Genomic DNA, 12601 nt, shown 5'->3' on the forward strand with positions numbered 1-12601 from the left:
CCATTATTACAATCGGATCAGGCTGCACAGTCACAATGGCTACCGAACTCCGGTGGACATGGAGGCCCTGGCGGCATGAAAAAGGGTAAAACCCTATAACCGTGTCCAGTATCGTTTGACCAGATCAAAGGGAGCAGATCTTCGTTGAATCGACTCCCGAGCTCGACTCGATAACGCAGATAGGTGCAGCTTGAACAATCCCTTTCCTTCAGGCGAGAGGGAAAGGGAGCCGATCGGGGGCTTTTCAAACCTGAGTTCGACTCAATAGCTCAGGTCGGCGTATAGCGAAAGGCACCTCGGTCAGTCCCCTCTCCCCCTGGGAGAGGGTTAGGGTGAGGGCACCCTCAAGCCGATCACGATTTCGAAGGGATCATCCACACCAACCCACTCGCCTTCGCCCGCTCATGACACAACCCCAGCACCACGCGGCGCTCGTCGTTGGTCATACGGCCCCAGCGGGTGATCTCCGCGACCGTACGCTGGCAGCCAGTACAAATGTCATCCTCATCCAGCGCACAAATATTCACGCACGGCGAGGCAACGGGTCTCTCGGCTGTGTTCATTCTTCTTGCTCAACCAGATCACGGGCGTAGCGCTGCGAGTTATGCACATAGTGGGCGGCGCTGGCTTCGAGCATCTTCTTCTGCGGCTCGGTCAGTTCGCGCACGACTTTGCCCGGTGAGCCCATCACCAGCGAACCGTCGGGAATCTCTTTGCCTTCGCCAATCAGCGAGTTGGCGCCAATGATGCAGTTTTTGCCGATCTTCGCGCCGTTGAGAATCACCGCGTTGATGCCGATCAGGCTGTAATCGCCAACGGTGCAGCCGTGGAGCATCGCGTTGTGGCCGATGGTCACGCCAGTACCGATGGTCAGCGGAAAACCCATGTCGGTGTGCATCACCGTGCCGTCCTGCACATTGCTGTTCTTGCCGATCAGGATCAGTTCGTTGTCGCCGCGCAGCACGGCGTTGAACCAGACGTTGGCGCCCTCTTCGAGTTTGACCTTGCCCACCAGTACGGCATTGGGGGCGACCCAGCTCTGTGGGTGGGTCTCGACACGGGCGTCGCCCAAGCGGTATTTCATCTTGTTTTCCTCAGGGCTCACGGTGAATGGCCATTCTGCCGATGGCTCAGGTATTGATGCGTTCAAGTATCAAGAAAGCTTTTTGGCGGTTGGTGCAGGCTGATCTTGGCGTCATAGAGCAGATTGATCAACTCGACGATCATGATCGCCGTCAGCCCCCAGATCTTGTACTCGCCAAAGCGGTAGCTCGGCACGTACCAGCTGCGACCCTGATAGTCGATGCGGTGCGTGTGTTCACGGGGGTCTTTGCGGAAGAATTCCAGCGGCACAGTGAACACTGCGGCAATCTCGGCATCGTTGGCCAGATACTCGACAAAATCGGGGATGACGCCGACATACGGCGTGACCTTGATACCGTGCAGGGAGATCAGCGGACTCAGCGGGCCGATGATTTCAACCAGGCCGGGTGGCAGGCCGATCTCTTCTTCGGCTTCGCGTAGCGCGGTGAAGATCAGGTCGGGGTCTTCCGGGTCGCGACGACCACCGGGGAACGCGACTTCGCCGCCGTGGGTCGAGAGCCCGCTGGCGCGCAGGGTCAGTACCAGTTCCGGCTCGTCACTGCGGGTGATCGGCACCAGAACGGCGGCCTCGGGGAAACGGGTGTCGGTCTCCAGCGTGCGCGGTGTGTGGTTGCTAACCCTATGCAGTAGCTCGTCCAGCATGAGTGTTCTCGATCTGTGCCTTACTCTGCATCATGCACCAATCGTTGCAAGCGCCCAAGCCCCCGAAACCCGCCGTGTCGCGAAACGACAACTTGCCGACCGGCACCGCTGCACGCCAAGATAGGCGCAGCATTCAGGAAGCCCAGCATGAAATTTTGCAGCCACTGCGGTAACCCGGTCACCCAGCGCATTCCCGAAGGCGATTCGCGGCTGCGATTTGTCTGTGACAGCTGTCAGACCATTCACTATCAAAACCCCAATATCGTCGCCGGTTGCGTGCCGACCTGGGGCACGAAAGTGTTGCTCTGCCGCCGCGCCATCGAGCCGCGTCTCGGCTACTGGACCTTGCCCGCCGGCTTCATGGAGAACGGCGAGACCATCGAGCAGGCCGCCGTACGCGAAACCGCCGAAGAAGCCTGCGCCCGGGTGCGCAACCTGAGTATCTACACGCTGATCGACGTACCGCACATCAGTCAGGTGCATGTGTTCTTCCGCGCCGAACTGGTCGACCTGGACTTTGCCGCCGGCCCCGAGAGCCTCGAAGTACAACTATTCGACGAAGCCGACATTCCCTGGGACGAGCTGGCTTTCCGCACGGTGGGGCGTACCTTAGAATGCTTCTTCGCTGATCGGCGTATCGAGGCGTATCCGGTTCGGTCTGAATCGATTCCTCCGTTGGCGCAGCCGGTCATTATTTAATCAAGACATTGGCATGATGGCCGACAAAAAGATCGCAGCCTTCGGCAGCTCCTACATGTACACATACATATAAAATGTTGGTTATCTGCGTCACTCCCTGGGGAATCGTTTCAATGCGCTGGTTGCTTGCCCTGTTTTGCCTGTCGTTCGTTACCGTCTCCCAAGCGTCATTCGTGACCACCGTGACGCCGTCGAATACACCTCTTATCGAAAAAGTTCTGGTGCTTAAATCCGCGCATCAACTGCAGCTGATCGCCGACGGCAAGCCGCTGAAGACCTATCGCATTTCCCTGGGCAAAGGCGCGAAGAAAGGTCCGAAACTGATAGAAGGCGACAAGCGCACGCCAGAAGGTTTCTATTGGATCGACTGGCGCAAGACCAGCGACAAATTCAATCTGTCGATGCACATTTCCTACCCGAACATCAGCGATTCGGCCCGCGCCCGGCGTGAAGGCGTCGAGCCCGGCGGGATGATCATGATCCACGGCACGCCGGATTCGGAAGAGACCCCGGAAGACCTGTTCCACACCCTCGACTGGACTGACGGCTGCGTCGCCATGCGCAACGTTGATATGCGCGAAGTATGGAACCTGGTGCCGGACGGCACGATGGTCGAAATTCGCCCTTAAACCCTGACCACTGGTCACCTGCAAAAAAATAAATCAAAAGATCGCAGCCTGCGGCAGCGCCTACAGAGGTGATACCACTCTCAACTGTAGGCGCTGCCGCAGGCTGCGATCTTTTGCTTTTTATAGGCCAACACTAATACCACTTGAAACCACACCCCCTAAAACCCTCCATTCCATTGGGCCAAAGGCCATTTCCGTGCGTTGACATGGTATTCAAGTGGTATTAATTTCCGCCCCACAAGCGAGCCACAACAATCCTATACTCGCGACGGAAATGCCCTACATGAACGACCTCCATACCCTACGCCCGGACGACTCCCAGCCGACGCCGCTGTACCTGCAGCTAGCGCGCAATCTGGAAGCAGCGATTCATGCCGGGCAGTGGAAGTCCGAGCAGGCGATGCCTTCGGAACGCAACCTCAGCGAGCAACTGGGCATTTCCCGAGTGACTGCGCGCAAGGCGCTGGAAGTTCTGCTTGATCAAGGCCTGATTCGTCGCCTGCAAGGTTCCGGCACTTTCATCACCCCTCGCCTCGAACAACCGCTGTCGCGCCTTTCGGGTTTCAGCGAGATGCTGCGCCTCAAGGGTTTCGTACCCAGCTCGCAATGGCTGGAACGCGAAATCACCCTGCCGACCCACGAAGAACTGATCCGCCTCAGCCTGTCGCCGAACGACAAGGTCGCGCGCATGAAGCGTCTGCGCAAAGCCGATGACACAGTCATGGCCATCGAAATGAGCACCCTGCCCGCCTCGATCATGCCCAAGCCGCAATTGGTTGGCGATTCGCTCTACGAATACCTCGACGGCATCGGCAAGCCGATCGTCCGCGCCCTGCAGCACATCCAGGCGATCAACGCCTCTGACGAGTTCGCCGCACTGGTCGGCATCGCACCCGGCACCGCGATGCTGCTGATGACCCGGGTCGGCTACCTCGAAGACAACACACCGATTGAAGTCACCGACACCTATTGCCGCAACGACTACTACGACTTTGTTGCAGAGCTTCGTAGATAAAGAGCTGCGTCGTTAAGCGCGGCCAAAAGCGAGAACCAAAATGTCCGAAGACAACATCCTTACCGCCAGCGGCTGGGTTCGCGGCCGGCTGGTCCACGAACACGGCAAAGTCGTGTCGATCGAAGGCGTGCCCTGCGATCCGACCGACAATGACCTGCCGTATCTGCTGCCGGGTTTCATCGATCTGCACGTCCACGGCGGCGGTGGCAAAGACATCATGGAAGGCGCCAGCGCCTTCGAGACCATCACCAGAACCCACGTGCGTTTCGGCACCACCTCGCTGCTGGCCACCACCATGACCGCGCCGAGCGCCGAGATCTCCAGCGTCTTGAAAGAAGTCGGAGAGTTCTGCGAACAGCGTCCGAAAGGTGGCGCGCGAGTCCTCGGCGTACACCTCGAAGGCCCGTACATCAATCCAGGAAAACTCGGCGCGCAACCGAACTTCGCCCACACCGCGTTAATGGCCGAAGTCGAAGAATACCTGACACTGGCGCCGATCCGGGTGATCACCATCGCCCCGGAAATCGCCGGCCATGACGGTTTGATCCGTGAGCTGAGCAGCCGTGGCGTGCGCATGCAGATCGGCCACACCCTCGGCAGTTACGAGGAAGGCGTCGCTGCGCTTGATGCCGGTGCGACCAGTTTCACCCATCTCTATAACGCCATGAGCCCGCTGCATCACCGCGAGCCAGGCATCGTCGGCGCCGCGCTGGCCCACGCCAAATTCGCCGAGCTGATTCCGGATTTGCTGCACGTACATCCCGGCGCGATCCGCGTGGCCTTGCGTTCGATCCCGTGCCTGTATTGCGTCACCGATTCGACGGCCGCCGCCGGCATGCCCGACGGTGAATACAAGCTCGGCAGCCACACCGTGACCAAATGCCTGGGCGGCGTACGCTTGCCCGATGGCACGTTGGCCGGCAGCACGCTGACCATGGATCAAGCCCTGCGCAATCTGGTGAAGATCGGTTTGCCGATCGCCGAGGCCTCGCAACGCCTGTCGCAATTTCCCGCCGACTATCTCGGCATTACTGAACGCGGGCGCCTTGCACCTGGCGCCTGGGCCGACTGCGTGCGGCTGGACCGCTCACTCACACTGACCGCCGTCATGGTCGAAGGAGAAGACATTGACTTCAAAAATGCTTGAAGAGGCGCTGTCCTCGTTCGAGGCCGTGCAAGCCCAACTGCAACAGCTCGACCCGCAAATGATCGAAATTGCCGGGCGCCTGCGCCGTCAGCCGCCGCAAGTGGCAATGACTGTGGCTCGCGGCAGCTCCGACCACGCGGCGAGCTACTTCGCCTACCTGACCATGCAGCAACTTGGCGTCCCGGTGGCGTCGTTGCCGATGTCGGTGGTGACCATGCAGCAGGCGCCGTTGAAGGTCAGCGGTCAGGTCGCGTTCGCCTTTTCCCAGTCGGGGCAGAGCCCGGATCTGGTCAACAGCTTGCGTCTGTTGCGCAAGCGTGGCGCGTTAAGCGTGTCGATGGTCAACGCCGCCGATTCGCCACTGGAAGCCGCGTGTGAATTCAGCGTGCCACTGCTCGCCGGGACTGAAAGCAGCGTCGCCGCGACCAAAAGTTTTATCGCCACCCTCAGCGCCAGCGCTCGTTTGATCGCGCACTGGAAAGAGGACAACGAATTGCTCGAGGCCGGCAACGCCCTGCCTGAAGGCCTGCGCGAAGCGGCGAAACAGGACTGGAGCATGGCCATCGAAGCGCTGCGCGATTGCGAGCGTTTGATGGTCATCGGCCGGGGAGCCGGGTTTGCCATCGCCCAAGAGGCAGCGCTGAAATTCAAGGAAACCTCGGCGATTCAAGCTGAAGCGTTCAGCAGCGCCGAAGTCCGTCACGGCCCGATGGCGCTGATCGACGAACACTACCCGTTGCTGGTTTTCGCCCCACGCGGCGCTGAACAGGCTGGCCTGCTGAGTCTTGCGGCGGAAATGCGTCAACGCGGCGCCCGCGTGTTGCTGGCAGCGCCGGACGATGTGAACGAACGCGATCTGACCCTGACCCGCGCCGAGCACCCGGCCCTTGATCCGATTCTGGCGATCCAGAGCTTTTACGTGATGGCCGCCGGTCTGGCCGTGGCCCGTGGCATGGACCCGGATCAGCCGCGCCACCTGAGCAAAGTGACCCGCACGCATTAATTGAAGCAAACCTGTAGGAGCTGCCGAAGGCTGCGATCTTTTGATTTTGATTCACAGAAAGACAAGATCAAAAGATCGCAGCCTTCGGCAGCTCCTACAGGGGACATCGAACCGAGATATAACCGATGAGACCGAGCCATGCACAACAACAATAAAGAGCTGACCCTTAGCGCCCCGCTCAGCGGCCCGGTGCTCACGCTCGCCAAAGTCCCGGACGCGGTGTTCGCCAGCGGCGCCATGGGCGACGGCATTGCTATCGACCCGATCAACGACACGCTGTATTCGCCGTGCGCCGGAATGATCATTCACGTCGCCCGCACCGGCCACGCGCTCACCGTGCGTGCCGACAACGGCGCGGAGATCCTTCTGCATCTGGGCCTCGATACCGTTGAGTTGAACGGCGAAGGCTTCTCGATGCTGGTCAAGGATGGCACCCGCGTCAGCAAGGGCCAGCCGTTGTTGCGCTATGACCTGGACAAGGTCGGCCAGCAATGCAAAAGCCTGGTCAGCCTGTTGATCCTGACCAACAGCCAGGATTTTCAGGTGCGGCCGATTACGCTCAAAGCAGTGAAAGTCGGCGAGCCGTTGCTGCACATTATTGCGCGCAACGGTCTGGCGGCGAGCGCAGCAGTCATCGGCGGGCCTGAGGTTCATGGCCATGTTCTGGTGGCCCATCGCGGTGGTTTGCATGCCCGCCCGGCTGCGCTGATTCGGCAGACTGCGCAAGGGTTCAAGAGCCAGTCGCAACTGCACTTCGCCGGCAAATCGGCGCCGTGCAACAGCCTGATCGGTTTGATGGGCCTGGCCGTTGGCGAGCAGGATGAGGTGCAGGTCAGTTGTCAGGGGCCGGACGCTGAAGCCGCGCTGCAAGCGTTGCTCAGCGCGTTGGCCACGGCGCTGCCGGATGATCATCACGCGGTGGCGCCGGTCAATGTTGCCGCTCTTAAGCGCCCGGCCGAGGCTGGCGTGTTGCACGGTGTATGTGCTGCGCCGGGACTGGTTGGCGGGCCGCTGTTTCGTTTGAACGCGATCAGTTTGCCAGCGGATGCGGGCAATCATGATCCGCTGCAGCAACAGCAGGTGCTCGACACAGCGCTGACTCAGGTCCGCAACGAAATCGACGCCACCCTCATGCAAGCGAAAAAACACAGGAATGCCGACGAAGAAGCGATCTTCGCCGCGCATCTGGCACTGCTCGAAGACCCGGCGCTGCTCGACGCTGCACAGCGATCCATCGAACAAGGTTGTGCGGCAACTCACGCCTGGAGCCAGTCGATCGACGTGCAGTGCGAAATGCTGCAGCAAACCGGCAGCGCGCTGCTGGCCGAACGCGCCAACGATCTGCGTGACCTCAAGCAACGGGTGTTGCGGGCATTGCTCGGCGAAGCCTGGCATTACGATGTGCCGGCCGGCGCCATTGTTGCCGCTCATGAACTGACGCCTTCGGATCTGCTGCAACTCAGCGCGCATGGCGTTGCCGGGTTATGCATGGCCGAGGGTGGCGCGACGTCGCATGTGGCAATTCTCGCTCGCGGCAAAGGTCTGCCGTGCATGGTGGCGTTGGGTTCTGCCTTGCTTGATCAGCGACAAGGCCAAGCGGTGGTGCTCGATGCCGACAGTGGACGCCTCGAACTGACGCCAGATGCCGAACGCCTGGCTGAAGTTCAGCAGGCGCAACTCGACCGTCAGCAGCGCCGCGACGCACAGCAAGCCAAGGCTCACCTGCCTGCAGAAACCCGCAACGGCGTGACCATCGAAGTCGTCGCCAACGTTGCCTCCAGCGGTGAAGCGGCAGATGCCTTCGCCAACGGCGCTGATGGCGTTGGTCTGTTGCGCACTGAGTTTTTGTTCGTCGATCGTCAGACCGCGCCGGATGTCGAAGAACAGCGTGCGGCCTATCAAGGCGTACTGGATGCGATGGGCGATCACTCAGTGATCATCCGCACCATCGACGTTGGCGGCGACAAGCAACTCGATTACCTGCCGCTGCCCGTCGAGGCCAACCCGGTGCTCGGCCTGCGCGGCATTCGTCTGGCTCAGGCGCGCCCGGAAATCCTCGACCAGCAACTGCGCGCGCTGCTGCAAGTCAGCCCGCTGCGCCGCTGCCGGATCCTATTGCCGATGGTCACCGAAGTGGATGAGTTGCTGCACATCCGCCAACGCGTCGATGCGCTGTGCCTGGAGATGGACATCACGCAACGCCCGGAAATCGGCGTGATGATCGAAGTCCCGGCCGCCGCGCTGCAAGCCGAACAACTCGCCGAACACGCCGACTTCCTTTCGATCGGTACCAACGACTTGTCGCAATACACCTTAGCCATGGATCGCGATCACGCAGGCCTGGCCGCCCGCGTCGACGCCCTGCACCCGGCGCTGCTGCGCCTGATCGCCATGACCTGCGAAGGCGCGGCGGTGCACAAGCGTTGGGTCGGCGTCTGCGGCGCCCTCGCCTCCGACCCGCTGGCCACACCCGTTTTGATCGGCCTCGGCGTGAGCGAACTGTCGGTCAGCCCGGTGCAGATCGGTGAAATCAAGGACCGCGTGCGTCAACTGCACGAAGCCGAATGCCAGCGCCTCAGTCGTGACCTGCTCAAGCTGAGCAGCGCCACCGCCGTGCGTCACGCCTGTCATCAACATTGGCCTCTGCGCTAACAAAAACAAAAAGGACAAACGCCATGTACCAACTCTTCATCGAAGGCCTGCAACGCCTCGGCCGCGCGCTGATGCTGCCGATCGCGATCCTGCCGATTGCCGGCCTGCTGCTGCGCCTGGGTGACACCGACCTGCTGAACATCGCGATCATTCACGATGCCGGCCAAGTGATCTTCGCCAACCTGGCGATGATCTTCGCCATCGGCATCGCCGTCGGTTTCGCCAAGGACAACAACGGCACCGCCGGCCTGGCCGGGGTGATCGGTTATCTGGTGATGATCTCCACGCTCAAGGTGCTCGACGCGAGCATCAACATGGGCATGCTCGCCGGTATCGTCAGCGGCCTGATGGCCGGCGCGCTGTACAACCGCTTCAAGGACATCAAGCTGCCGGAGTATCTGGCTTTCTTCGGTGGTCGACGGTTTGTGCCGATTGTCACAGGGTTCGCGGCGGTCGGTTTGGGTGTGGTGTTCGGCTATATCTGGCCGCCGATCCAGCACGGCATCAACGCGTTTGGTGCGCTGATGATGGAAAGCGGCAGTATCGGCGCGTTCGTGTTTGGCGTGTTCAACCGCCTGCTGATCGTCACCGGCCTGCACCATATCCTCAACAACATGGCGTGGTTCGTGTTCGGCAACTTCACCGATCCAACTACCGGGGCTCTGGTGACGGGTGACCTGTCGCGCTACTTCGCCGGTGATCCGAAGGGCGGACAGTTCATGACCGGCATGTTCCCGATGATGATCTTCGGCCTGCCCGCCGCGTGCCTGGCGATGTATCGCAACGCCCTGCCGGAACGGCGCAAGGTGATGGGCGGGATTTTTCTGTCGATGGCTTTGACGTCGTTTTTGACTGGGGTGACCGAGCCGATTGAATTCGCCTTCATGTTTCTGGCGCCGTTGTTGTATCTGCTGCATGCGCTGCTGACCGGGTTGTCGATGGCGATCACCAATGCGTTGAACATTCACCTCGGCTTCACCTTCTCCGGCGGTTTTATCGACATGGTGCTGGGCTGGGGCCGCTCGACCAATGGCTGGTTGGTGATTCCGGTCGGGCTGGCGTATGCCGTGGTGTATTACGCGGTGTTTGATTTCTGCATTCGTCGCTTCAATCTGAAGACGCCGGGGCGTGAGGATGTCGCTGTCAGTGAAAAAGCCGTACTGACTGAGAACGAGCGCGCCAGTGCCTACATCAAGGCGTTGGGCGGAGCAGAGAACTTGCTCACCGTCGGCGCCTGCACCACGCGGTTGCGACTGGAGATGGTTGATCGCAACAAGGCTTCGGATGCAGACCTGAAAGCGTTGGGGGCAATGGCGGTTGTGCGTCCGGGTAAAGGTGGGAGTTTGCAGGTTGTGGTTGGGCCGATGGCGGACAGCATTGCGGATGAGATTCGCTTGGCGATGCCTTCACTGGGGCGTGCGATTTTGGTTGAAACCGCTGTTGTTGCTGATGAGTCGAAAGCCGCTGTGATTGCTGGCTCCGAAGCGCAGCAATGGCTGACCGCACTGGGCGGTGGCGACAACGTGCTGCAACTGGAGTGCATTGCCATGAGCCGGATTCGCTTGCTGTTGGCGGATGGCAAGGCGTTGTCCGAGGCGCAGTTGAAAGAGCTGGGTTGTCAGGGTGTCAGCCAGTTGGAGGGTGGGGTTTGGCATTTGCTGGTGGGGGATAAGGCTGCGAGTTTGAGTGGGGCGATTGAGGCATTGGTCGATCGTAGCGAGGTCGGCGCCAAGGTTTAGAGGTCTGGTGTTTGGACAGGCCTCATCTCTAGCAGGCTAGCTCCCACAGTTTGGAGTGTGTGCGTTCTGCCAGACTTGGGTTGCCTGGATCGGCGTCATCGCTGGCAAGCCAGGTCCCACAAGGGAATGCGTTTCAACTGTGGGAGCCAGCCTGCTGGCGATGAACGATGACGCGATCGTCAGGTTTGTGGATCGACTCGATCCAGTGCGCGGTTTACTGCGAGTTCGGCGAGCATGATGATTTGCTGGATGCCTAGCGCGGTGCTGCGCTGCAGGCCGGTTAGCTCATTGGCAAAGTTGCTGGTAGCAGCGCTTGCCGAGGCTAACGATTCGCAGGCGTGAGCGAGCAGGCTTTCGGTGTCGACCTCTGGGCAGACCATGAACATGGTGCTCGGTCGGCGGGGCTTTGCGGGTTCGGGGCACAGGTAGAAGTCGAGGGCGCGTTTGATGGCTTCGCGGTTTCGGGCCTGGTCTTCGGCGCGGAGGGCTTCTTCGAGTGGGGTTTTGGTTTCGTGGGGTGGGTCGGGGACGGGTTTAGTCATTGCAATGATCTCTAATCAAATGATTGAAGCCATCACTGGTCGTTTCTCACGCGACGAAGAGGTGGCAGCCATGTGCGGAGTGAGAAACCGGTAAGAGATCAACCCGGCCGAACCGAAGTCCGCCCGCACACAGCCGCCATAGAACATTGCCGGCAGCAAATGAGCTGGCGGCGATTATGGTGCTACTGACGTTTGATTAAAACCTCTTACCGGGTTCTCACACCCGATCACCGATTTGCGGTGACAGCCAAAGACTAGAGACCCGACGTCCGACGGACAACCTGAAAACCTTGTGGGAAGGTTCTGGCTATTCGACACATCATTAAACAGTCAAAAGCAAACCCTCACCCTAGCCCTCTCCCAGAGGGAGAGGGGACTGACCGGGGTGTTTGGTGGATGTTCGCCGACGTGAAATACCGAGTCGAATTCAGATTCTGAAACAGATCAAAGCCCCTCACCCTGCCCTCTCCCAGAAGGAGAGGGGACTGACCGGGGTGTTTGGTGGATCTACGCTGACGTGAAATACCGAGTCGAATTCAGATCCTGAAAAGCCCACAAATCGGCTCCCTCTCCCTCGGGAGAGGGCTGGGGTGAGGGGCAGCTCCAACACAAATCAAAAGCCGAACACCCCGTGCTCTTCACCACTCAACAGGATGAGCGTTAGCTCGGCTGCTGCTCTTGATCTTGATCCACAGGCCCCGTCGGCAGGCTGAGTGGAGGGATTTATCCGGGGGTGGGAGCGCAGCGACCGTTTGGCGCAGCCAAATGCATCGAGAGGAGGTGCAGCGAAGCAAACCGTAGGCGATGCGCCCGGATGGATCCCGGAGCGAAGGAACCCCGAGCTTTAGCGAGTGGGCCGAACGTTGGGGCAAGCGTTTTTGGTTACTTTTTAGGCGTTTGTAAAAAGTGACCCGCCGTAAGGGCGGAACCCTAAGAAGCCGTTACCGCAGCAACGGATATGTACCCGGTCAGCCAGAACATCATTACCTGATCCGACGCCTTCGCGAGCAAGCTCGCTCCCACATTGGATTCCCATTGCCTGGAAAATCGGGGGGCAACAAAAAACCCGCAGACAATCACTCATCTGCGGGTTTCCCGTTTCAGCAGCAAGAAAAGTCAGAAATCTTCCAGCCGCCACACCTCATACGCCGGTGTCTCGTAGGGATGGCTCAACTTGAGAGCCGCCACCACAGCAACGATCAACTCATCCGCCACCACAAGCTCAACCTTCCACTCCTCAACCCGCTCAACCTGCCCCGCCTCACCAATGAACGGCTGACTGCCGTCCAAAGGCCGAAACTGGCCAGACCCAAGCACCTGCCAGGCACAGTGGTCATAGTCACCGATCCGCCCACCACCGGCAGCGAACACAGCCCCTTTGACCACCTCGACATGACTGTCAGGAACAAAAAAGGCGAGCTTGTACACA

12 protein-coding genes are annotated in these 12601 nt (G+C 60.0%); 7 read left to right on the top strand and 5 right to left on the bottom strand.

All coding sequences use genetic code 11. The annotated features are described in order from the left end of the window. Positions 1 to 353: 353 nt before the first annotated feature. The 3 genes from CKW26_RS27865 to CKW26_RS27875 form a co-directional block, all read right to left on the bottom strand. Complete coding sequence (locus CKW26_RS27865) at positions 354 to 563, bottom strand: DUF1289 domain-containing protein (protein WP_093436849.1); 210 nt, start codon at positions 561 to 563, stop codon at positions 354 to 356. Continuing rightward, complete coding sequence (locus CKW26_RS27870) at positions 560 to 1084, bottom strand: gamma carbonic anhydrase family protein (protein WP_034154816.1); 525 nt, start codon at positions 1082 to 1084, stop codon at positions 560 to 562. Before CKW26_RS27870 ends, CKW26_RS27865 begins: the two co-directional genes overlap by 4 nt. A 62-nt stretch (positions 1085 to 1146) precedes the next feature. Beyond that, positions 1147 to 1746, bottom strand: a complete 600-nt coding sequence (locus tag CKW26_RS27875) for a CoA pyrophosphatase (RefSeq protein ID WP_093436852.1) — start codon at positions 1744 to 1746, stop codon at positions 1147 to 1149. Between the two features lie 147 nt (positions 1747 to 1893). Between CKW26_RS27875 and CKW26_RS27880 the strand changes: the two genes are divergently transcribed. The 7 genes from CKW26_RS27880 (at position 1894) to nagE (ending at position 10630) form a co-directional block, all read left to right on the top strand. Next, positions 1894 to 2445: an NUDIX hydrolase gene (locus CKW26_RS27880; RefSeq protein ID WP_007909002.1), complete on the top strand. Its 552-nt coding sequence runs from the start codon at positions 1894 to 1896 to the stop codon at positions 2443 to 2445. 113 nt (positions 2446 to 2558) lie between these two features. Further along, on the top strand, positions 2559 to 3074 hold the full coding sequence (locus CKW26_RS27885) for a murein L,D-transpeptidase family protein (RefSeq protein ID WP_095050942.1): 516 nt from the start codon (positions 2559 to 2561) through the stop codon (positions 3072 to 3074). Between the two features lie 283 nt (positions 3075 to 3357). Continuing rightward, positions 3358 to 4089: a GntR family transcriptional regulator gene (locus CKW26_RS27890; RefSeq protein WP_093436861.1), complete on the top strand. Its 732-nt coding sequence runs from the start codon at positions 3358 to 3360 to the stop codon at positions 4087 to 4089. Positions 4090 to 4129: 40 nt separating this feature from the next. Continuing rightward, complete coding sequence (gene nagA, locus CKW26_RS27895; RefSeq protein WP_095050943.1) at positions 4130 to 5236, top strand: N-acetylglucosamine-6-phosphate deacetylase; 1107 nt, start codon at positions 4130 to 4132, stop codon at positions 5234 to 5236. Next, entirely contained in the window at positions 5217 to 6239 is a 1023-nt protein-coding gene (locus CKW26_RS27900) for an SIS domain-containing protein (protein ID WP_095050944.1), read from the top strand. Before nagA ends, CKW26_RS27900 begins: the two co-directional genes overlap by 20 nt. Positions 6240 to 6377: 138 nt before the next feature. Beyond that, positions 6378 to 8891, top strand: a complete 2514-nt coding sequence (gene ptsP / locus CKW26_RS27905) for a phosphoenolpyruvate--protein phosphotransferase (RefSeq protein WP_095050945.1) — start codon at positions 6378 to 6380, stop codon at positions 8889 to 8891. A gap of 23 nt (positions 8892 to 8914) precedes the next feature. Continuing rightward, positions 8915 to 10630, top strand: coding sequence for an N-acetylglucosamine-specific PTS transporter subunit IIBC (gene nagE / locus CKW26_RS27910; RefSeq protein WP_095050946.1), 1716 nt, complete (start codon positions 8915 to 8917; stop codon positions 10628 to 10630). 179 nt (positions 10631 to 10809) lie between these two features. Here the strand turns inward: nagE and CKW26_RS27915 are convergent, their stop codons facing one another. Both CKW26_RS27915 and CKW26_RS27920 read right to left on the bottom strand, forming a co-directional pair. Further along, positions 10810 to 11172 (bottom strand): DUF6124 family protein, encoded by a 363-nt coding sequence (locus CKW26_RS27915; RefSeq protein ID WP_095050947.1) that lies wholly within the window; start codon positions 11170 to 11172, stop codon positions 10810 to 10812. 1116 nt (positions 11173 to 12288) lie between these two features. Beyond that, the gene (locus tag CKW26_RS27920; protein WP_095050948.1) at positions 12289 to 12600 is read right to left on the bottom strand and encodes a YqfO family protein; all 312 of its coding nucleotides are present in this window, start codon (positions 12598 to 12600) and stop codon (positions 12289 to 12291) included. Position 12601: the final 1 nt, after the last annotated feature.

It is taken from the genome of Pseudomonas sp. Irchel s3h9 (assembly GCF_900187475.1).
Taxonomy (GTDB): Bacteria; Pseudomonadota; Gammaproteobacteria; order Pseudomonadales; family Pseudomonadaceae; genus Aquipseudomonas; species Aquipseudomonas neuropathica.